Source organism: Paraburkholderia strydomiana (assembly GCF_046030495.1).
In the GTDB taxonomy this organism is placed as follows: Bacteria; Pseudomonadota; Gammaproteobacteria; order Burkholderiales; family Burkholderiaceae; genus Paraburkholderia; species Paraburkholderia strydomiana_A.
Genome location: NZ_JAQQCJ010000030.1, coordinates 26,999 through 47,486, shown reverse-complemented (window position 1 = coordinate 47,486; position 20,488 = coordinate 26,999). Strand labels below are relative to the sequence as shown.

Below are 20,488 nucleotides of genomic sequence, written 5' to 3'. Positions count from 1 at the left end.
GCCATGACCGCTCCCAACGTTTCCCTCGATTCCCGCGATTCCCGCGATTCCCGCGATTCCATTACGCTCGCCCGTCCCGACGACTGGCACCTGCACGTTCGCGACGGCGCGATGCTGGCCGCCGTGCTGCCGGACACCGCGCGCCAGTTCGGCCGCGCGATCATCATGCCGAACCTGAAACCGCCGGTCACGACCACGGCGATGGCCCAGGCATACCGCGAGCGGATCGTCGCTGCGATCCCCGAAGGCGCGAAGTTCGAACCGCTGATGACGCTGTACCTGACCGACAACACGCCGCCCGACGAAATCCGCCGGGCGCGCGAGAGCGGCTTCGTGCATGGCGTGAAGCTGTATCCGGCGGGCGCGACCACCAACTCGGACGCGGGCGTCACCGACATCATGAAGTGCGCGAAAACGCTCGAAGCGATGCAGGAAGTGGGCATGCCGCTGCTGGTGCACGGCGAAGTAACGGATTCGTCGATCGATCTGTTCGACCGCGAGAAGGTGTTCATCGACCGCGTGATGACGCCGCTGCGTCGCGCGTTCCCGGCGTTGAAGGTCGTGTTCGAGCACATCACGACGAAGGACGCCGTGGACTACATCCGCGAAGCCGGTGTCGCGCCGGAACTGCTGGGTGCGACGATCACCGCGCACCATCTGCTGTACAACCGCAACGCGATCTTCCAGGGCGGCATTCGTCCGCATTACTATTGTTTGCCGGTGTTGAAGCGCGAAACGCATCGTGTGGGGCTGGTCGAAGCGGCAACATCGGGCAATCCGCGCTTCTTCCTCGGTACCGATAGCGCGCCGCATCCGAAGGGTTTGAAGGAGCACGCGTGCGGTTGCGCGGGCTGCTATACGGCGCTGCATGCACTGGAACTCTACACGGAAGCATTCGACAAAGCCGGCGCGCTCGACAAGCTCGAAGGTTTTGCGAGCTTCTACGGTGCGGATTTCTACGGCCTGCCGCGCAATGCGGAGCAGGTCACGCTGCGTCGTGAGGAATGGACGTTGCCGGCCGAACTGCCGGTCGGCGATACGCCGGTGGTGCCGCTGCGCGGCGGCGAGTCGATCGGTTGGCGTCTGGTTTGAGGTTGAGCTAGATGCAGGTGCGAGACGCGGGGCAGGGAGAAGGGCAGCAGGGGGGGCCGCAAGCGGGCTTCGCCGCGATCGACTGGTCGCAGCCCTGGTTCGCGCAGTTCGCCGGACGCGGCCGGCGCTGGCAGCAGGCCGCGCTGACGAGCTACGCCGCGTTGCTCGCCGAAATGAACGCCGATGCCGCCCAAATGCGGCAGACCACGGGGCGTGGCCAGCGCCTCGCGTTCATCGCGCAGGACGATCTGCCGCCCGGCGCAGCGTACGAAGCGCACATCGCGTCGACCGGCTGCGTGCCGACGCGCCATAACCTGCACGACTTCTTCAATGGCTCGATGTGGTTTGCGTTTCCGCGCATCAAGGCGGCGCTGAACGCGCGGCAGTCGGCGGCCATCGATGTGTTGGGCGTCGGCCCGACCCGTGGCGGCGTGCGCGATACGCTGACCTTGTTCGACGAGAACGCATTGCTGTTCGCCTGTGCCGATCCCGCCTTGAGCGCCGCGCTGCGCGGCTTTGACTGGCGAACCTTGTTCGTGACCCGGCGCGAGGCGTGGGGTTCGAGCTGCGAAGTGCGCTGCTTCGGCCACGCGTTGCTCGAAAAATCGATCGTGCCGTTCAAGGCCTGCACCGGGCATGCGTGGATCGTCGACGTTCCGCCCTCGTACTTCGAATGGAACGCCGCCGCGCGCGATGCCTGGCTCGATGAATCGGTCAGCACGGCGCTGCTCGACACCGACGTGCTGACGAGCCGGATGTTCGCGCCGCTGCCGGTGCTGGGCATTCCGGGCTGGTGGCCCGAGAACGGCTCGCCCGGGTTTTACGACGACGTGTCCGTGTTTCGCGCGGGTCGCCGTAGCCGTCTGGCCTAGGCACCCGAAGGTTTCGTGCGGGTCGTGCCGCACGAGCCCACCCTCGCTTTGGCGGCTTGTTCGAATCCCACGCGGCCCTTTCTCTAGCCATTCGGCTATTTCCACCGTCGAAACGGCTCGCCTGCCGCGCAGGTGTTAAAATCCGCCGCAGCAAAGCAGGCTAGGCAGTCGCGGCCTTGGCGGCTTCGGCCAAAGAGGGCGAGGAAAGTCCGGACTCCACAGGGCAGGGTGATGGCTAACGGCCATCCGTGGCAACACGCGGAACAGGGCAACAGAAAGCAAACCGCCGATGGCCCGGCGCAAGTCGGGATCAGGTAAGGGTGAAACGGTGCGGTAAGAGCGCACCGCGGCTGCTGCAAGGCAGACCGGCACGGTAACCTCCACCCGGAGCAATTCCAAGTAGGCAGGCGCGCATCTTCGAGATGCAGGACGGGGCCCCCGTCTCGTCTGCGGGTAGGAAGCTTGAGCGCGTCAGTAATGGCGCGCCTAGAGGAATGGCTGCCACGCGCGTCGCGTTTTCGGACGTTGCGCGTGCACAGAATCCGGCTTATCGGCCTGCTTTGCCACCCCAACAAGAAATGCCGGCGTCCGTGAGGACGCCGGCATTTTCATTTGCTGCGCGTAGTTCGTGCGGGCGTATGGCGGCTGTGGCGGCGCCAGGCCTGGCGGTCCACCGCCGCGCTCAGGTCGCGACGATGTCGAACGAGTGCGTGAGTTCGGCAGTTTTGGCGATCATGATCGACGCCGAGCAGTATTTGTCGTGCGACAGATTGATTGCGCGCTCCACGGTGGCCGGGTTCAGATTCTTGCCCGTCACGGTGAAGTGAAAGTGGATCTTGGTGAACACCTTCGGATCTTCGCTGGCGCGTTCCGCCTTCAGCGTGACCGAGCAGCCGGCGATTTCCTGACGGCTCTTCTTCAGAATCATCACGACGTCGTAGGCGGTGCAGCCGCCCGTGCCGAGGAGAACCATCTCCATCGGACGCGGCGCGAGATTGCGGCCGCCGCCTTCAGGCGCGCCGTCCATCGCAACCAGATGGCCGCTGCCCGTCTCGGCCGCAAATGCCATCCCGTCCTGCCCCATCCAGCTTACTTTGCATTCCATGCTGTGCTCCACCGCGCTTCGCTAATATCGAGACGGCATTGTAGCCCGCGATCTGCGGATCCGCCCGGGGCGACTTCCGTCGAAAATTATGCGGGATGGCGGCTTGTGTGTTGCGGTGCGGCATGTTCAGCCGGGGTCGGGAATTCCCTAGCGTGTTTAGGGGTTTTACTCTAGAAGATGTTCGCTGGAGGAGGCCGGCAGAAGGTATTGGTGTTTGATCTAAAAGGAAATTTGAGGTGCCTGACAGCCTTCGCTCGAATGTCACAATGTGAAATAGCATTTCGCGATGCAAATGTTCTTGCATCGCACAAGGGTGACTCATATAATCCATCCCATCGTTGCAGCAGTTCTGCAACTCCGCTGTCTCCTCCACCTCCTCCTTTGGTGGATTAAACCCGAACCAATCGTTCGGGTTTTTTTTCGCCTGCGGTAAGCGTGAACTTATCTCGCCTCAAGGCCGATTCCGGACGCTCCGGGCTCGAAATAGCCGCTGTCGCCGGCCGGATCGCCCGCCCGGTTTCGTCAAACTTCCGTACGTTTTGACTTGCCGTAGCAAATTCCTTTATAATTCAGGGCTTTTCCGCATCCGCGCCCGCGGAGGAAGAACCAGGGAGAGCCTGCACGCGCCTCGATGCGCACATTACAAGCAGGAAAAAACACATTGGGCGCAGCAATTTTTTTGGATCGATCATGAAGACGTTTTCCGCAAAAGCCCATGAGGTGACGCGCGAATGGTACGTGATTGACGCGACGGATAAGGTTCTCGGGCGTGTCGCCAGCGAAGTGGCACACCGTCTTCGCGGCAAGCACAAGCCTGAATTCACTCCCCACGTCGACACCGGTGATTTCATCATCGTTATCAACGCCGGCAAGCTGAAGGTCACGGGCAACAAGGCTACTGACAAGAAGTACTATCGCCACTCGGGTTACCCGGGCGGTATCTATGAAACGACGTTCGGCAAGATGCAGGAACGCTTCCCGGGCCGCGCGCTCGAGAAAGCGGTCAAAGGCATGCTGCCGAAGGGCCCGCTCGGCTACGCGATGATCAAGAAGCTGAAGGTCTACGCTGAAGCAACGCACCCGCATTCGGCGCAACAGCCGAAAGCGCTCGAGATCTAAGGGGAGCCCACATGATCGGTAACTGGAATTACGGCACGGGCCGCCGCAAGAGCGCCGTCGCACGCGTGTTCATCAAGGCAGGCAAGGGCGAGATCATTGTGAACGGCAAGCCTATCGCCGATTACTTCTCGCGCGAAACGTCGCTGATGATCGTGCGTCAACCGCTGGAACTCACGAACCACGGCGTCACGTTCGACATCAAAGTCAACGTGAACGGTGGCGGTGAAACGGGTCAAGCCGGTGCGGTTCGCCACGGCATCACCCGCGCGCTGATGGACTACGACGCAACGCTGAAGCCGGAACTGTCGAAAGCAGGCTTCGTGACGCGTGATGCTCGTGAAGTCGAACGTAAGAAGGTCGGCTTCCACAAGGCACGTCGCCGGAAGCAATTCTCGAAGCGTTAATCGTTTCGAGTGCGAGCCGGCTGCAAGGCCGGTGCGCAGCAAAAGCCGCCAACGCTTTCGCGAAGGCGGCTTTTTTTATGCTTTTTGATGGTCATGCGGTCCGACGTCGTGACAACGGCGTGGCCGCTGGAGCGAAGATTTTCGCCGTTCGGGCCGGCTGGTGGCGGCAATCGCGCCGACTGTGCGTGTCCCGCGAAGAACCCATTGATTTTGTGGGCTTCAGCACGATATCGAGATCAGCCCTACAATAGCGGCTAGAAGCTTTTTGGAGAGTTCGAATGAACGCAGTCACCGAAACACCCGTGACCGAGATGCCCGCCCCCTTCGTTTTCACCGACGCAGCGGCTGACAAGGTCAAGCAACTGATCGAAGAAGAAGGCAATGCGGACCTCAAACTGCGCGTTTTCGTGCAGGGCGGCGGCTGCTCGGGCTTTCAGTACGGTTTCACGTTCGACGAAGCCGTCAACGAAGACGACACCGTCATGAACAAGAGCGGCGTCCAGCTGCTGATCGATTCGATGAGCTACCAGTACCTGGTCGGCGCTGAGATCGACTACAAGGACGATATCAACGGCGCGCAATTCGTCATCAAGAACCCGAACGCTACGACCACGTGTGGTTGCGGTTCGTCGTTCTCGGTTTGATCGCCGTCAGGCAACAGGTTGTGTAAAAAACGGGGCCACGCGGCCCCGTTTTTTATTGTCCGCGCTCGTCACCGCGCTTCACTCATCGCGGATAAACCGCTCCGAGCACGCGTTCAGCCGTCGCGCCGGTGACGGCTGGCAAATTGCCCGGCGCCCGTGCGATGCAGCGCATCGCCAGCCACGCGAAGGCCAGCGCCTCGACCTGGCTCGGTGGCACGCCCAGCGCGTCGGTCGTCATGACCGGCACGCCGCTCACGCCGCTGTCTTCCAGCGCTTGCTTCAACGCCTTCAGGAGCTCAGGATTCCGAGCACCGCCGCCGCAAACATAAACCGCTCTCGCATCCGACGCGTGCCGCTCGATTTCGCGAGCAATCGTCACCGCTGTCAGCGCGACGAGCGTCGCTTGCACATCGGCCGGTTCGAGTGCGGAGAACGGTTGAAGCTTCGCGTCGAGCCATTCGGCATTGAACAGATCGCGGCCGGTGCTTTTGGGCGGCTGCTGCGAGAAAAACGGTTCGTCGAGCAAGGCGTTCAGCAGCTTGCGATCGACCTGGCCGCCGGCCGCGAGATGGCCGTTCTCGTCGAACGGCTTGCCGAGATGGCGCTGCGCCCATTCGTCGAGCAGCGCGTTCGCCGGTCCGCAATCGAAACCGCGCACGCTGCCGGTCGCGTTCAGGATCGTGATGTTGCTGATACCGCCGAGATTGCAGACCACACGCGTTTCGTTGTCCGCGCCGAACACCGTCGCGTGAAAAGCCGGCACGAGCGGCGCGCCCTGGCCGCCGGCCGCGACATCGCGGCTGCGGAAATCGGCGACCACGTCGATGCCCATCATCTCCGCGAGCAGCGCGGGGTTGTTGATCTGCCGCGTGTAGCCTTTTTCCGGCCGATGCCGCACGGTCTGCCCATGCACCCCGATCGCGCGCACTTCGGCGGCCGAGATGTGGCTGTTGCGCAGCAGTTCATGGCAGCACACGGTGTAACGCGTGGCGAGCGCATTGGCGGCCAGCGCTTCGCGCTCGATCTCGTTCTCGCCCGGCTGCTGCAGCGCGAAGAGCGCCTCGCGGATGCCCGCGGAAAAGCCGACAAACGCCTCGGCCAGTACCTCCGGCGGCTTTCCTGCGGCAAACCGGACGGCCACGCCGTCCACACCGTCCATGCTCGTGCCGGACATCAAGCCAAAGTAGATGCCGTCTGCGGGGTCTTGCGCCACGTTGCTGCTCCTGTCGAGGGTTCGATGCGATCCGTTTTAGCAGATTATCGGTGCAAGCGCGGTCCAAATATCAGCGCCACGACGCTGCCTGCGCGCCGCACCGCGCGCAAATCATGCGCTGCCGTCCCGCTGCGGGGCTGCTTATAGCCAGCTTATGGCCGCGTCAGTGGGCGCGGCGGCGCGTATCTATGGGACAATCTCCCTTTTTCGCGACTTCACGTTTCCAGCATGAGCACCGAGTCCACCAAGCCCAATCCCGCTGACGCTTTTCCGATCACCGATGAAGTCCGCCACGCGCTCGCCGTCACCAAGCGCGGTGTCGACGAACTGCTGATCGAAGACGAATTCGCGCAAAAACTTGCGAAAAGCGCGGCGACCGGCAAGCCGTTGCGCATCAAGCTCGGGCTCGATCCGACCGCGCCCGACATCCACATCGGCCACACGGTTGTGCTGAACAAGATGCGCCAGTTGCAGGATCTCGGCCACACGGTGATCTTCCTGATCGGCGATTTCACCTCGCTGATCGGCGATCCGTCGGGCCGCAACGCGACCCGTCCGCCGCTCACGCGCGAGCAGATCGAGTCGAACGCGAAGACCTATTTCGATCAAGCCGCGCTCGTGCTCGACCGCGACAAGACCGAGATCCGCTACAACAGCGAATGGTCGATGCCGCTCGGCGCCGACGGCATGATCAAGCTCGCGTCGCGCTACACGGTGGCGCGCATTCTGGAGCGCGAAGACTTCACCAAGCGTTTCCAGGGCGGCGTGCCGATCTCGATTCACGAGTTCCTGTACCCGCTGATGCAAGGCTACGATTCGGTCGCGCTGAACGCCGACCTCGAACTCGGCGGCACCGACCAGAAATTCAACTTGCTGGTGGGTCGTGAGTTGCAGAAACAGTACGGCCAGGAACAGCAGTGCATCCTGACGATGCCGCTGCTCGAAGGGCTCGACGGCGTAGAGAAGATGTCGAAGTCGAAGAACAACTACATCGGCATCAGCGAAAAGCCGACCGACATGTTCGGCAAGCTGATGAGCATTTCCGACGTGCTGATGTGGCGTTACTTCGAACTGCTGTCGTTCCGTCCGATGGACGAAATCGCCGGCTTCAAAAAAGAGATCGAAGCAGGCCGCAATCCGCGCGATTTCAAGGTGCTGCTCGGCCAGGAAATCGTCGCGCGCTTCCACTCGCAAGCCGACGCCGAGCGTGCGCTCGAAGATTTCAACCATCGCGCGAAGGGCGGTGTGCCGGACGATATCCCGGCGGTGACGCTCGCGGGCGCGCCGCTCGCAATCGGCCAGTTGCTCAAGCAGGCCAATCTCGTGCCGTCCACCAGCGAAGCGCTGCGCAACATTGAGCAGGGCGGCGTGAAGATCGACGGCGTGACCGTGTCCGACAAGGGGCTGAAAGTCGAAGCGGGCGAGTACGTGGTGCAGGTCGGCAAGCGCCGCTTCGCGCGCGTCACGCTGACGGCCTGATCGTCCGCTGATGCGTCGAACCTTGCCCCCGTCGAAGGCGAGCCGCCGATGATCGCGCTGATCCAACGCGTGCGGCGCGCCGAAGTGCGTGTGGCCGATCGGGTGACCGGCGCGATCGACGCGGGTCTGCTCGCGCTCGTGTGCGCCGAACGGGGCGACACGGAGGCCGCCGCCGACCGGCTGCTCGCCAAGGTGCTCGGCTACCGCGTGTTCAGCGACGCGGCGGGCAAGATGAATCTCTCCGTGCAGAATCTCGACGGCGCCGGGCGCGCGGGCGGCCTGTTGCTCGTATCGCAATTCACGCTGGCCGCGGATACCAACAGCGGCCTGCGGCCGAGCTTCACGCCGGCCGCGCCGCCGGAGGAAGGCAAGCGATTGTTCGACTACTTCGTGTCTGCCGCGCGCGGGAAGCATCCGATTGTCGAGACCGGCGAATTCGGCGCGGATATGCAGGTCTCGCTCGTCAACGACGGGCCGGTCACGTTCTGGCTGCAGACGAACGCCTGAGCCAGCCGTCGCGTCTCCATCCCGATGCGCGTCGCCTCGCGCGCCTTACCCTCCAGCCGTTTTTGCGACAATAGCGGCTCGGCATAACCGGCGAACGACGCCCACTTCCATCTCATGACTACGCAGATCCTGTTCATCCGGCACGGCGAGACCGACTGGAACCGCATCAAGCGCATTCAAGGCCACATCGACATTCCGCTCGCGACGACCGGGATCGCCCAGGCGCAACGTCTCGCGCGCCGCATCGCCGGCGAGGCGGAGCAGGGCGCGCGGCTCGACGCGATCTATTCGAGCGACCTGCAACGCGCACAGCAAACCGCCCAGCCTATCGCCGACGCGCTCGGCTTGCCGCTGCAATTGCGCGAAGGTCTGCGCGAGCGCTCCTACGGCGCGTTCCAGGGCCACGACAGCGACGAGATCGCGCGGCGTTTCCCCGATGAATATGCGCACTGGCAAACCCGCGATCCCGGTTTCGCGCCCCCTGAGGGCGAGTCGCAGCGCGTGTTCTACCATCGCGTGGTGCACGCTATCGAGCCGCTGATTGCCGCGCATCCGGGCGGGCGCGTCGCCTGTGTCGCCCATGGTGGCGTGCTTGACTGCGTGCGCCGGCTCGCGAGCGGTTTGCCGCTCGATGCGCCGCGTGACTATCCGTTGCTGAACACGAGTGTGAACGTGGTCGATTTCGACAACGGCGCGGCGACCATCGTGTCGTGGGCGGACGTGGCGCATCTCGACGCGCCTGCCGAGGACGACGGTTTCAGAAAGGCAATCCCGCAACCGGGACGGTAATTGAATTGAAGCGCTGCGGTTCGGGCGGAGTCGCCCGCCGCACGCATATCGAGCGGCGCGGTGACGTACGGAACCGCACGCGCAGGCCGGGTGGTTAGCCCGCCGAAACCTCCATCAATCAGATTCGGGCGCGGCAGCCACACGACGCCGTGCGCGTTTCGACACGCCATTCACCAGCGCCCAACGGATAACCGGCGCGACGACGCGCACACCCGGCCGCGCGAACGTACGGCGCAGCGCCGCATAGCGTTCGAATCCCAGCATCGACTGCGCCCAGTCCGGCAGAAGATCGACCCCGGCGTTGAGCATCAACGTACCGGCGGGCCGCATCGCCATGCTCGGCGCGGGCGCACTCATCAGAATTTTCACGACTTCGCGGGTGCGTTCGCTTGCCACCAGCGCAGACCGCATCGCCTGCAAGTAGGTGTCGATCTCGGCGCGCGAGCGCGGAATGTGCTCCGCGCCAAGCATCTCGGCGATGCGCGCGGTTTCCGCAAAATACTGATCTTGCGCGGCGACCGGCAGCCGCGGATTCACGTAGCGCAAGTGCGCGGTCATGAAGCTCGACACTTCGGCGACATGCACCCACGTCAGCAGCGCAGGCTCGCTCGCGCGATACGGCTGCCCGTCCGGCGCAATGCCGCTCACGCCGAGGTGGATGCGCTTCACGCGTTCGATCAGCGCCAGCGCATCGTGCTGGTTGCCGTAGGTCGTACCGGCGATGAAAGTCGCGGTGCGGCGCAAGCGCCCGAGAATATCGGTGCGGAAGGTCGAATGGTCCCACACGCCGGCGAGCGCCAGCGGGTGCAATGCCTGAAGCAGTAGCGCGCTGATGCCGCCCGTCATCATCGAGGTGAAGTCCGCGTGGACTTTCCAGCAGACGGAGTCCGGCCCGAAGAGGCCCGGGTCGCCCGGCGGCGACGAATAGTCGAGCATGGGGCCGCTACCGCTCGTCAGATGCGTGACGCCGGCAGCGAGTTTCGAGCGGAGTCTGCGCGTGAGCAACTGGGCGATTCCACCCGATGAGCCGGAGCGCCGCGTCGTCTGGTCGGACATGCTCGGCGGCCCCGTTACGTGCGGCTCAGGGAGCGGCTCACGGCGTGCCTCACTGCGCGGCCGAATCCCACAGGCCGGGCAGCGCACTCGACGCGTCCGGCGCGGCGAGACCGAAATGCCGGTAAGTCAGCAGCGTGGCGACGCGGCCGCGCGGCGTGCGCTGCAGGAAGCCTTGCTGGATCAGATACGGTTCGAGCACGTCTTCGATCGTGTCGCGCTCTTCGCCGATGGCCGCCGCCAGATTGTCGACGCCGACCGGGCCGCCGTCGAACTTGTAGAGGATCGCTTCGAGCAGCTTGCGGTCCATCAGGTCGAAGCCGACTGCGTCGACGTCGAGCATTTTGAGCGCGGCGTCGGCCACTTGCGCGGTGATGTTGCCGTCCGCTTTGACCTCGGCGAAGTCGCGCACGCGCCGCAACAGACGGTTCGCGATACGTGGCGTGCCGCGCGCGCGTTTGGCGATTTCGAACGCGCCGTCCGGATGAATCTGCGCGTTCAGCAGCGACGCCGAACGCGTGACGATGCGCGCCAACTCCTCGGCGTTGTAGAACTCGAGCCGCGCGACGATACCGAAGCGGTCGCGCAGCGGATTGGTCAGCATGCCCGCGCGGGTGGTCGCGCCGACCAGCGTGAACGGCTGCAGGTCGAGCTTCACGCTGCGCGCGGCGGGCCCTTCGCCGATCATGATGTCGATCTGATAATCCTCCAACGCCGGGTACAGGATTTCTTCGACGACCGGCGAGAGCCGGTGGATTTCGTCGATGAAGAGGACGTCGTTGGCTTCGAGATTGGTCAGGAGCGCGGCGAGGTCGCCGGCGCGTTCGAGCACCGGCCCCGACGTTTGCCGCAGATTGACCCCCATCTCCCGCGCGATGATGTGCGCGAGCGTGGTCTTGCCGAGGCCCGGCGGGCCGAACAGCAGCACGTGGTCGAGCGATTCGGAACGGCGTCTGGCGGCCTCGATGAAAATTTCCAGCTGGCCGCGGACTTTTTCCTGCCCGACATATTCTTCGAGCTGGCGCGGGCGCAACGCGCGCTCGAACGCTTCTTCGTTCGGTGAGACGGGCGTGGCCGCGATGATGCGCTCGGCGGCGAGTTTGTCGGTTTCGATCATGCGGGCATTGTACCGCGCGTGGTTCGGAGGAAGGCCCGTTGGGGGCGTTCCAAAGGAAGTCCGTTTTGAAGGGGAGGCCGCTGCGAGATCAGGCCGGGAACGGCCGAGTGGCGCCGCTACCCATCGATGCTGCCTTCCTCAGCGTGCGCCCCGCAAGTGCGCTTCCTTCGGAGAGTGAGCGTGCGAAGTTTTATCCATCGCATGCGGCGCACGTTTCCACAGCCCCATCACCCCTTCGACAACGCCTTCAACGCGAGCTTGATCCCCTCGGAAACGCCAGTGCCGGCCGGCACGTTCTTGACGGCCGCCAGCGCTTCTTTTTCGGAGTAGCCCAAGGCGAGCAGCGCGTTGAGGATGTCGGACGCGTGGTCGGATGCCGAGGCCGCGCCCGCCATCGCGCCGAGGTCGGCGCCGAGCTTGCCCTTCAATTCGAGGAGCAGCCGCTCAGCCGTCTTCTTGCCGATGCCCGGCACACGCGTGAGGCGGGCCGCGTCCTGCATCGTGACGGTCTGTGCGAGTTCGTGGACGCTCATGCCCGACAACACCGCGAGCGCCATGCGTGCGCCGATGCCGGAAATTTTCAGCAGTTCGCGGAAGGTCGAACGCTCTTCGGCGGTACCGAAGCCGTACAGCAGATGAGCGTCTTCGCGCACGATCATCTGCGTGAGCAAGACGACGCGCTCACCGTTCGACGGCAGGTTGTAGAACGTGCTCATCGGCACATCGACTTCGTAACCGACGCCGTTGCAGTCGATGAGCAGATGCGGCGGGTTTTTTTCCAGCAGAACGCCGGCAATGCGACCGATCATGGCGAATTCAATTTCGAGAGAAAGGGCGAGTGTAGCGCAGCGAGTGAGCGGCGCGCGATGCGCAATCGCGTCGACCGACGTCGACCAGCGTCGACCAGCGTCGACCAGCATTGGCCGCCGTTGACTCGCGCGAGCCGCGTCCCTGGACGGGGATCCCTTTTGGCGGGTACTCAACCCATTCACGCGCGGCGTTGCTGCTGGGCATGCGTCGCGTGGCGAGCGACAGGCGGGGTGCCCGGCACTCTCGAAAGCTGCGAGGCGTAGCCATTGCAGTTCGTGCCGCGCCGCGCAGTGCGAATAGCACGCTGGCGTTTTGCACAGCCACCAAAGTGACCAAAGCGCTGACAGCTGTTGTCGATCAACGCACCCAGCCGCCCACCTGCTACCCCACCAACCGTCCGCGCCTCACCCGCAGCCCCTTCTTCGCCAGCGCAGGCGCGATGCCCCCCAGCGTGCTCAGCGTCGTGCCGCCATGTGCGTGACAGATCGCCATGCCGAGCGCGTCGGCGGCATCGGTGCCGGGTACGCCCGACAGGTTGAGCAGCCGCACCACCATTTGCTGCATCTGTTCCTTGGTCGCGCGGCCGTAACCCACCACGGCCTGCTTCAACTGCAGCGCCGTGTATTCGGCGACCGGCACGCCGCCCGCCACCAGTCCGCAGATCGCCGCGCCGCGTGCCTGGCCGAGCAGCAGCGTGGATTGCGGATTGACGTTGACGAACACTTTTTCGATCGCCGATTGATCCGGTGAATGCTGGCGGATCAGCGTCGAGATACCTTCGAAGATGGTGCCCAGACGCGAGGGCAGATCGGCGTCGGCGGTTTTGATGACGCCGCTCGCGACGTAGCTGAGGGTATGACCGCTTTGGTCGATCACGCCGAAGCCGGTGACGCGCAAGCCGGGGTCGATGCCGAGAATTCTCATGAGGTGCCGCAGATGCGCTAAAAACCAGGTGCTTGCGATACTACAACACGCACGCCGTATGACGGTCGGCAGGCGGCGTTGCCGGCGGAATAAAAACTGCTGCAGCACGGCGAGGAGGCTTTTCGCAGATGGAGCGCTATCGGAATCTCAGCGGCGATTCGGGCGTCGATGCGTATGAACTCGGCGACGATTTCATCAAGGTTCGCTTCAGGCCGGGCGTCGTGTATTGGTACACGACGGCGAGCGTCGGCGCGCGGCATCTCGCGGTGCTGAAGCGTCTGGCGCAACGCGGGCAGGGGCTTGGCACTTACATCAGCCAGCATCCGGATGTGAAGGGCGGCTACGCCAGAAAAGAGCCGGACGACTGAGTTGCGCGCAGAGCGTGCGACGCGCGCATGCACCTGGCCAGCCAGGCAAAGCGGCGACACCGCGGCGCCAAAGCAAGGAGACGGCTCTGATACGAAGCGAAAGCGGTCCAAAAAAGAAAACGGCCCAGTGGAAAATCCACCAGGCCGTTTGTCTGAACTTCAGCACCTCAACCGTCATCCGGCAAGATGCACCGCATCAGGTACGAGAAAGGGGCACTAGGCAGCAAACACCGCCGGTCAACCCCGCGTCGATCAATGACGGAAGTGACGCACACCCGTCAACACCATCGCGATGTTGTGCTCGTCTGCGGCGTTGATCACTTCGTCGTCGCGCATCGAACCGCCCGGTTGAATCACGCAGCTCGCGCCTGCCGCCACGACCACGTCGAGGCCGTCGCGGAACGGGAAGAACGCGTCCGACGCCACTGCCGAACCCGTCAGCGTCAAACCGGCGTTCTGCGCCTTGATGCTGGCGATGCGCGCCGAGTCCACGCGGCTCATCTGGCCCGCGCCGACGCCGAGCGTCATGCCGTTCGCGCAGAACACGATCGCGTTCGACTTCACATACTTCGCGACGCGCCATGCGAACAGCAGATCATCCATTTCCTTCGGCGTCGGATGACGCTTGGTCACCACACGCAATTCATGCGGCTGCACGTTCTTCGAATCGAGCGATTGCACCAGCAGGCCGCCGCCGACGCGCTTCAGATCGAACGCGTTATGGCCTTCGCCCAGCGCAATTTCGAGCAGACGCACATTCTGCTTCGCCGCGAACACCTGGCGTGCTTCGGTGCTGAACGACGGTGCGATCAGCACTTCGACGAACTGCTTGGCCACCGCTTGCGCCGCCGCTTCGTCCACTTCGCGGTTGAACGCGATGATGCCGCCGAATGCCGAGGTCGGATCGGTCTGGAACGCCTTCGAATACGCTTCATGCGCGTTTGCGCCGACTGCCACGCCGCACGGATTCGCGTGCTTGACGATCACGCAGGCCGGCACGTCGAAGGTCTTCACGCATTCCCACGCCGCGTCGGAATCGGCGATGTTGTTGTACGACAGTTCCTTGCCTTGCAACTGGTTGTAGTTCGCCAGTGCGCCGGCCGGCACGCTGAGGTCGCGGTAGAACGCGGCGCTCTGGTGCGGGTTTTCGCCGTAGCGCAGGTCCTGCACCTTGTCGAACGCCAGGTTGAACGTGGCCGGGTACGTGTTGCGCGAGGCGTGTTGCAACTCGTCGGTCAGGCTCGTCAGGTAGTTCGTGATCGCGCCGTCGTATTGGGCGGTATGCGCGAACACCTTGGTGGCGAGGCGGAAATTCGTCTTGTACGACACCGCGTTGCCGTTCGCGCGCATTTCCTCGAGCACGACCGCATAGTCGGCCGGATCGACCACCACGGTCACGTCCCGATGATTCTTCGCGGCCGAGCGCAGCATGGTCGGGCCGCCGATGTCGATGTTCTCGATCGCGTCTTCCAGCGAGCACTCTTCCTTCGACACCGTCTGCACGAACGGGTACAGGTTCACGACCAGCAGGTCGATGGTCGGAATGTCGTGCTTCTCAAGCGCTGCCATGTGTTCCGGCAGGTCGCGGCGCGCGAGGATGCCGCCATGCACCTTCGGATGGAGCGTTTTCACGCGCCCGTCGAGCATTTCCGGGAAGCCCGTGTAGTCGGCGACTTCGGTGACGGAGAGGCCCGCGTCCGCGAGCAGTTTCGCGGTGCCGCCGGTCGACAGGATCTTGATGCCGAGGTCCGACAGCGACTTGGCGAAGTCGACGATGCCGGACTTGTCGGAAACGGAGATGAGCGCTTGCTTGATCATGATGAAGACGAAAAGCCGAAGAGAAACGTGGCGGGGCGCCCGAAAATTACAACAAACCGTGCTGTTGCAGTTTCTTGCGCAGCGTATTGCGGTTGATGCCGAGATACTCGGCGGCCAGCGACTGATTGCCGCCGGCCTGCTCGAGCACCACTTCGAGCAGGGGTTTTTCCACGCATGAAATGACCATGTCGTAGACGTCGTGCGGATTGGAGCCGTCGAGATCCTGGAAGTACATACCCAGGCTGTCGCGGACAGATTGTTCGATATTGTTCTTGCTCATGCTGCCAGTCGGTCGGTGTGATCCTCGCCCTTGTTGTCGAGCCCGGGGTTGCCAGGTGACTCGTCGACGTAGACGAGGCGGTCGGAGATCGCCTTTTGTGCGTCAAAGAATTCGTTGACGGCGAGGAGTTGTTCGCGCGTGGTGTCCAGCGTATTCATGCGATGCCGGAACACGTTGGCGCCAGAAAGGCCGCGAGTGTACCAGCCGATGTGCTTGCGCGCAGTGCGGACACCCGTAAATTCCCCGTAGAACGCGTAGTGATCTTCGAGATGCTCGTTCATCACCTGCTGGATTTCGTCGATGCGCGGCGGCGGCAGCAACTCGCCCGTCTGCAGGAAATACTCGATCTCGCGGAACAGCCACGGGCGCCCCTGCGCCGCGCGGCCGATCATGATCGCGTCGGCGCCGGTGACGGCCAGCACCTCGCGCGCTTTGTGCGGCGAGGCGATGTCGCCGTTGGCGACCACCGGGATGCGCACCGACGCCTTGACTGCGGCGATGGTCTCGTATTCGGCGTCGCCGTGATACAGGTCGGCGCGCGTGCGGCCGTGCACGGTCAGCATCGAAATGCCAGCGTTCTCGGCCAGATGCGCGACGCTCAGCGCATTTTTGTTGTCGCGGTCCCAGCCGGTGCGGATCTTCAGCGTGACGGGCACGGCGTCCGGGCCGACGCCCACCGCGCCCACCACCGCCTCGACGATGCGCTGCACCAGCGGCTCGTTCTGCAGCAAGGCCGAGCCCGCCGCCACGTTGCACACCTTCTTGGCCGGACAGCCCATGTTGATGTCGATGATCTGCGCGCCGTTCGCCACGTTGTAGCGGGCCGCTTCGGCCATCATGGCCGGATCGGCGCCGGCGATCTGCACGGCGATCGGCTCGACCTCGCCCGTGTGGTTGGCGCGGCGCATGGTCTTTTCGCTCTTCCACAGCTGCGCGTTCGAGGCGACCATTTCCGATACCGCGTAGCCCGCGCCCAGCCGCTTGCACAGCTGCCGGAACGGCCGGTCGGTCACGCCGGCCATCGGGGCGACGAACAGGTTGTTACGCAGATTGTGCGAGCCGAGAGTGGGCATGACGTGGACGCGCGCCTGGCCGATCCTTCAATATTTGACAATCGGCACAACGCGAAATGCGAGGGAAAACCGCTATTTTAGCGTTAACAGGTAAGCGACACCCGACATGTCCGTGTCGTAACCCATTAAATCTTCTATGAAAGTGCGCCGGTTCATAGAACCGGCGGCACTCGTATGGCTTTCCCGGAGCTGCTCAAAAAAGCCGCAGCGTGGAACCCAACAGCATGTTCAGCGGCGCTGTCCGAACATCATCTGGCGCGCCAGCGCGGTTTTCACCGGCGGCGCGAACTCGAGCGCGGTGAGCGCGAGGCCGCGCATGATCGCGAGCGGCGCGAAGTCGACGGTGAACAGGCGCGCGAGCGTATCGGTGGCGCCGATCGTCATGCGCCGGTCGAGCGCGCGGCGTTGTGCGAAGGTCGCCAGCGCAAGCGGAGTCGAGCCTTCCGCCGACAGCGCGTCGGCGAGCGCGTGCGCATCGCGCAGGCCGAGATTCAAGCCCTGGCCGGCGACGGGATGCAGGGTCTGCGCTGCATTGCCGATCGCGACGATGTGGCCGTTCACGAGCGTTTCGACCGCGTTCAGTCCCAGCGGGAACGACGCGCGGCCCTTGATGTGCGTGAAGCGTCCCATGCGGTCGCCGAACGCGGCGCCGAGTTCGCGCAGGAACGCGTCGTCGGAAAGTTGTGCGCGGCGGGCGGCTTCGTCGGGCGCGCAGCACCAGACCATCGCATAATCGGCGCCGCGCACGCCGCCCATCGGCAGCAAGGCGATCGGGCCTTGCGACGTGAAGCGCTCCCACGCCACGTGCGGTTGCGGCGCGGATACGCTAACGGTGCCGACCAGCGCGGTTTGACCGTAGTCGCGCGAGCCCTTACCGGCGGCGCTGCCAGTCGCGCTTCCAGTCGCGCTTGCGGCCGCGCTCGTACCGGCTTCGGCTTTGGCATTGCCGGCGCCGTCCCCGGTCGCGTTCTTGCCATCCTCTCGCTTGCGCATTTTCTGATCGCCGAACAACCCGCCTTCGGCATTGACCAGAATGCGCGTGCGCAACCGGCGCGTGACGCCCGCGGTTTCTATCGGCAGTGTCACGCCGTCGAGTTCCTGGACCGGCTCGGCGGCGGCCGTGGAGCGGAACCAGTGCACGGAGGTGGCGCGCACGGCGTCGGCGAGACCGTGCACGATCGAGCCGTAGCGCAGCACGTAACCGAGCGCGGGCAAGCCGTGCTCGCTGTGATCGATCAGCGTGCGGCCGAAGTGGCCGCGCTGCGACACATGGATGCGCTGGATCGCGGTGGCGTCGGCGGGCCAGCGCAGCGGCTCGAGAATCATCCGGCTGCCGTGCGACACGGCGATCGCGCGCGGATCGGCGATCGAATCTTCCGGCTCGCGCGCGTCGATCAGCGCGATCTTCAGCGTGCGCGTCACGCTGCGCCGCGCGAGCCAGCCGGCGAGCGCGAGCCCGACCGGGCCGGCGCCCACGATCGTCACGTCGAAATCGAAGGAATGAGCGGCGGGCTTCAGAATCACCGTCGACGGAGAGGCCTCGTGCATGGCGGGTTAAATCCTAGTTCCGTGAGCCGCGTCATGGGCCGCGCGGGCTTCCTGCATCAGCGCCTCGATTTCGTCGGCGGCGACCGGCACGTCGCGCGTGATCAGCTCGCAGCCGTCCGGGGTGACGATCGCGTCGTCCTCGATGCGGATGCCGATGTTCCAGTAGCGCTCGGGCACGCCTTCGCCGGGCCGGATGTACAAGCCAGGCTCGATGGTCAGCGTCATCGACGGCTGCAGCGTGCGCCATGGCAGCGCGCCTGCTTCGTCGCGCGGCGCGCCGCGTTCCCGATAGTCGCCGACGTCGTGCACGTCCATGCCGAGCCAGTGGCCGGTGCGGTGCATGTAGAACGGTGCGTACGCGCGCTCGGCGATCACGTCGTCGACCGACGCGAACTTCTCGCGCCCGATGATGCCCGTGTCGAGCAGCCCTTGCACCAGCACGCGCACGGCGGCCTGGTGCGGATCGTCGAAGGTGGCCCCGGCACGGGTCGCGTCGACGGCGGCCTGCTGCGCGGCCAGCACGATGTCGTAAAGCTCGCGCTGCGCCGGCGTGAAGCGGCCGCTCGCCGGGAAGGTGCGGGTGATGTCCGACGCGTAGCCGTCGAGTTCGCAGGCCGCGTCGATCAGGATCAGGTCGCCGTCCTGCGCGATTGCGTTGCCGGCCGGGTAGTGCAGCACGCAGGCGTTCGCGCCCGCCGCGACGATCGACGTATAAGCCGGCGCCTGCGCACCGAATTTGCGGAACGCGTAGAGCAGTTCCGCTTCGAGTTCGTACTCGCGCACGCCGGGGTGGCAGGCGGCCATCGCACGGCGATGCGCGACGGCGGAAATCTGCCCGGCCCGGCGCATGATGGCGAGCTCGTGGTCGTCCTTGACGAGCCGCATCTCGTCGAGCAGGGGCAGCAGGTCACGTGCGGCCATAGGCGCGGCGATGCCGCCGCGGCCTTGCGCGCGCACCGCATCGAGCCAGCCGCGCACCTGTTCGTCGAGTTGCGCCGAGCTGCCGAGCGCGTAGTGCAGCGCCGGTTTGTCGGCGAGCAGTCGCGGCACTTGTGTGTCGATTTCGCTTACCGCGAACGCGGCGTCGAAGCCGAACGCCGTGCGCGCGCCGTCGGGTCCGAAACGGAAGCCTTCCCACGTTTCGCGCTCGACGTTTTTCTCGCGGCAGAACAGTACCGAGGCCGGCTCGCCGGGTGCGGCGCTTGCGTCGAGCACCAGCAGCGCCTCGGGTTCGGTGAAGCCGGTCAGATAGTAGAAGTAGCTGTCGTGCCGGTACGGATAGTCGGCGTCGCGATTGCGCAGCGCTTCCGGTGCGGTGGGAACGATGGCGACGCCGCCGCCCGCGGCGCGCAGCGCGGCGAGTACGCGCTCGCGGCGCGTGCGATAAACGTCGATGGCGATGGTGGGTTCGGTCGGCTGGTTCATCGTGCGATTGTAGCGCCCAACGCGCGGACTTATTTTGCGCGCGCACCGGTGGCGGGACGGTCGCCGGCATGTTGCAATCCGTCCACAGCGCGCCCGCGCACCGCTTGCGAAGACAGGGCGTGACGCTCGTGAAAGCCCCGGAGCACTTATACTTTCGCCGGATTCAGTTAAAGGCAGATGGTCATGATGAAACTCATCGGTTCGCTCGGCAGCCCCTTCGTGCGTAAAGCGCGGATCGTGCTGGCCGACAAGAAGATCGACTACGAACTGGTGCCCGAGAACGTCTGGGCGCCGGACACCCGGATTCACACGTTCAACCCGATCGGCAAGGTGCCGTGCCTCGTGATGGAAGATGGCGAAGCCGTGTTCGACTCGCGGGTAATCTGCGAATACGTGGATATGCTGTCGCCGGTCGGCAAGCTGATCCCGCAGTCGGGACGCGAGCGCGTCGAAGTGCGCTGCTGGGAAGCGCTCGCCGACGGCGTGCTGGACGCGGCGGTGCTGATCCGTCTCGAAGGCACGCAGCGCACGCCCGAGCAGCGCGTGGAGGCATGGGTCGCGCGGCAGCAGCGCAAGATCGACGAAGGTCTGATTGCGATGTCGCAGGGGCTCGGCAGCAAGTCGTGGTGCGCGGGCAATCACTACACGCTCGCGGACATCGCAGTGGGTTGCGCGCTGGGTTATCTGGACTTCCGCATGCCGGCGCTCAACTGGCGCGAAGCGCACCCGAATCTGGACAAGCATTTCCAGAAGCTTTCGCTGCGGCAGTCCTTCATCGACACGGTGCCGGCGAATTGAGCGGAGCGCTCAGTCGCGGCAAGATTGAGTTCAGGCGAGCGGAAAGAGGT

21 protein-coding genes and 1 other RNA gene are annotated in these 20,488 nt (G+C 64.5%); 11 read left to right on the top strand and 11 right to left on the bottom strand.

Annotated elements, in window-relative coordinates; genetic code table 11:
• Positions 1-3 precede the first annotated feature (3 nt).
• From pyrC to rnpB, 3 genes are all read left to right on the top strand, one after another.
• On the top strand, positions 4-1,092 hold the full coding sequence (gene pyrC / locus PQQ53_RS29750; protein ID WP_408328176.1) for a dihydroorotase: 1,089 nt from the start codon (positions 4-6) through the stop codon (positions 1,090-1,092).
• 11 nt (positions 1,093-1,103) lie between these two features.
• Positions 1,104-1,964: a DUF3025 domain-containing protein gene (locus tag PQQ53_RS29745; RefSeq protein WP_408328173.1), complete on the top strand. Its 861-nt coding sequence runs from the start codon at positions 1,104-1,106 to the stop codon at positions 1,962-1,964.
• 152 nt (positions 1,965-2,116) lie between these two features.
• Positions 2,117-2,530, top strand: an RNA gene (gene rnpB, locus PQQ53_RS29740) — RNase P RNA component class A.
• A 116-nt stretch (positions 2,531-2,646) separates the two neighbouring features.
• Here the strand turns inward: rnpB and PQQ53_RS29735 are convergent.
• Positions 2,647-3,069 (bottom strand): OsmC family protein, encoded by a 423-nt coding sequence (locus tag PQQ53_RS29735; protein ID WP_233832057.1) that lies wholly within the window; start codon positions 3,067-3,069, stop codon positions 2,647-2,649.
• Between the two features lie 690 nt (positions 3,070-3,759).
• Here PQQ53_RS29735 and rplM point away from each other — a divergent pair.
• From rplM to erpA, 3 genes are all read left to right on the top strand, one after another.
• The gene (gene rplM, locus PQQ53_RS29730; protein ID WP_020069304.1) at positions 3,760-4,188 is read left to right on the top strand and encodes a 50S ribosomal protein L13; all 429 of its coding nucleotides are present in this window, start codon (positions 3,760-3,762) and stop codon (positions 4,186-4,188) included.
• 11 nt (positions 4,189-4,199) lie between these two features.
• A complete protein-coding gene (gene rpsI / locus PQQ53_RS29725) occupies positions 4,200-4,592 on the top strand; it encodes a 30S ribosomal protein S9 (protein ID WP_007180423.1) in 393 nt (130 codons plus the stop codon).
• A gap of 278 nt (positions 4,593-4,870) precedes the next feature.
• Entirely contained in the window at positions 4,871-5,236 is a 366-nt protein-coding gene (erpA, locus tag PQQ53_RS29720; protein WP_013340463.1) for an iron-sulfur cluster insertion protein ErpA, read from the top strand.
• An 82-nt stretch (positions 5,237-5,318) separates the two neighbouring features.
• On the opposite strand, the gene PQQ53_RS29715 is transcribed toward erpA, so the two are convergent.
• Positions 5,319-6,449 (bottom strand): anhydro-N-acetylmuramic acid kinase, encoded by a 1,131-nt coding sequence (locus tag PQQ53_RS29715; RefSeq protein ID WP_408147821.1) that lies wholly within the window; start codon positions 6,447-6,449, stop codon positions 5,319-5,321.
• 228 nt (positions 6,450-6,677) lie between these two features.
• On the opposite strand from PQQ53_RS29715, the gene tyrS reads away from it, so the two are divergent.
• The 3 genes from tyrS (at position 6,678) to PQQ53_RS29700 (ending at position 9,224) form a co-directional block, all read left to right on the top strand.
• Entirely contained in the window at positions 6,678-7,928 is a 1,251-nt protein-coding gene (gene tyrS / locus PQQ53_RS29710) for a tyrosine--tRNA ligase (protein ID WP_408328170.1), read from the top strand.
• Between the two features lie 48 nt (positions 7,929-7,976).
• Positions 7,977-8,435 (top strand): D-aminoacyl-tRNA deacylase, encoded by a 459-nt coding sequence (dtd, locus tag PQQ53_RS29705; protein WP_408328167.1) that lies wholly within the window; start codon positions 7,977-7,979, stop codon positions 8,433-8,435.
• A gap of 114 nt (positions 8,436-8,549) precedes the next feature.
• Positions 8,550-9,224, top strand: coding sequence for a histidine phosphatase family protein (locus PQQ53_RS29700; RefSeq protein WP_408328164.1), 675 nt, complete (start codon positions 8,550-8,552; stop codon positions 9,222-9,224).
• Positions 9,225-9,338: 114 nt separating this feature from the next.
• On the opposite strand, the gene PQQ53_RS29695 is transcribed toward PQQ53_RS29700, so the two are convergent.
• From PQQ53_RS29695 to ruvC, 4 genes are all read right to left on the bottom strand, one after another.
• Entirely contained in the window at positions 9,339-10,280 is a 942-nt protein-coding gene (locus PQQ53_RS29695; protein ID WP_408328161.1) for an oxygenase MpaB family protein, read from the bottom strand.
• A 49-nt stretch (positions 10,281-10,329) separates the two neighbouring features.
• On the bottom strand, positions 10,330-11,394 hold the full coding sequence (ruvB, locus tag PQQ53_RS29690) for a Holliday junction branch migration DNA helicase RuvB (protein WP_408147828.1): 1,065 nt from the start codon (positions 11,392-11,394) through the stop codon (positions 10,330-10,332).
• A 227-nt stretch (positions 11,395-11,621) separates the two neighbouring features.
• Positions 11,622-12,203 (bottom strand): Holliday junction branch migration protein RuvA, encoded by a 582-nt coding sequence (gene ruvA, locus PQQ53_RS29685; protein WP_408147829.1) that lies wholly within the window; start codon positions 12,201-12,203, stop codon positions 11,622-11,624.
• Between the two features lie 382 nt (positions 12,204-12,585).
• Positions 12,586-13,128 carry a crossover junction endodeoxyribonuclease RuvC gene (gene ruvC, locus PQQ53_RS29680; protein WP_042321028.1) on the bottom strand — a complete coding sequence of 181 codons (543 nt, stop codon included), beginning with the start codon at positions 13,126-13,128 and terminating at the stop codon, positions 12,586-12,588.
• Between the two features lie 128 nt (positions 13,129-13,256).
• Between ruvC and PQQ53_RS29675 the strand changes: the two genes are divergently transcribed.
• A complete protein-coding gene (locus PQQ53_RS29675) occupies positions 13,257-13,496 on the top strand; it encodes a hypothetical protein (protein ID WP_408147832.1) in 240 nt (79 codons plus the stop codon).
• 252 nt (positions 13,497-13,748) lie between these two features.
• Here PQQ53_RS29675 and purH read toward each other — a convergent pair whose 3' ends face one another.
• The 5 genes from purH to PQQ53_RS29650 form a co-directional block, all read right to left on the bottom strand.
• On the bottom strand, positions 13,749-15,314 hold the full coding sequence (gene purH, locus PQQ53_RS29670; RefSeq protein WP_408147833.1) for a bifunctional phosphoribosylaminoimidazolecarboxamide formyltransferase/IMP cyclohydrolase: 1,566 nt from the start codon (positions 15,312-15,314) through the stop codon (positions 13,749-13,751).
• A 46-nt stretch (positions 15,315-15,360) separates the two neighbouring features.
• On the bottom strand, positions 15,361-15,594 hold the full coding sequence (locus tag PQQ53_RS29665) for a Fis family transcriptional regulator (protein WP_007180440.1): 234 nt from the start codon (positions 15,592-15,594) through the stop codon (positions 15,361-15,363).
• Complete coding sequence (gene dusB / locus PQQ53_RS29660) at positions 15,591-16,667, bottom strand: tRNA dihydrouridine synthase DusB (protein WP_408328158.1); 1,077 nt, start codon at positions 16,665-16,667, stop codon at positions 15,591-15,593. The genes PQQ53_RS29665 and dusB overlap by 4 nt, the downstream gene beginning before the upstream one ends.
• A 228-nt stretch (positions 16,668-16,895) precedes the next feature.
• Complete coding sequence (locus tag PQQ53_RS29655) at positions 16,896-18,215, bottom strand: UbiH/UbiF/VisC/COQ6 family ubiquinone biosynthesis hydroxylase (RefSeq protein ID WP_408328156.1); 1,320 nt, start codon at positions 18,213-18,215, stop codon at positions 16,896-16,898.
• 6 nt (positions 18,216-18,221) lie between these two features.
• Complete coding sequence (locus PQQ53_RS29650; RefSeq protein ID WP_408328153.1) at positions 18,222-19,640, bottom strand: aminopeptidase P N-terminal domain-containing protein; 1,419 nt, start codon at positions 19,638-19,640, stop codon at positions 18,222-18,224.
• 183 nt (positions 19,641-19,823) lie between these two features.
• Here PQQ53_RS29650 and PQQ53_RS29645 point away from each other — a divergent pair, with 183 nt between their 5' ends.
• On the top strand, positions 19,824-20,438 hold the full coding sequence (locus tag PQQ53_RS29645) for a glutathione S-transferase C-terminal domain-containing protein (protein WP_408147842.1): 615 nt from the start codon (positions 19,824-19,826) through the stop codon (positions 20,436-20,438).
• Positions 20,439-20,488 lie beyond the last annotated feature (50 nt).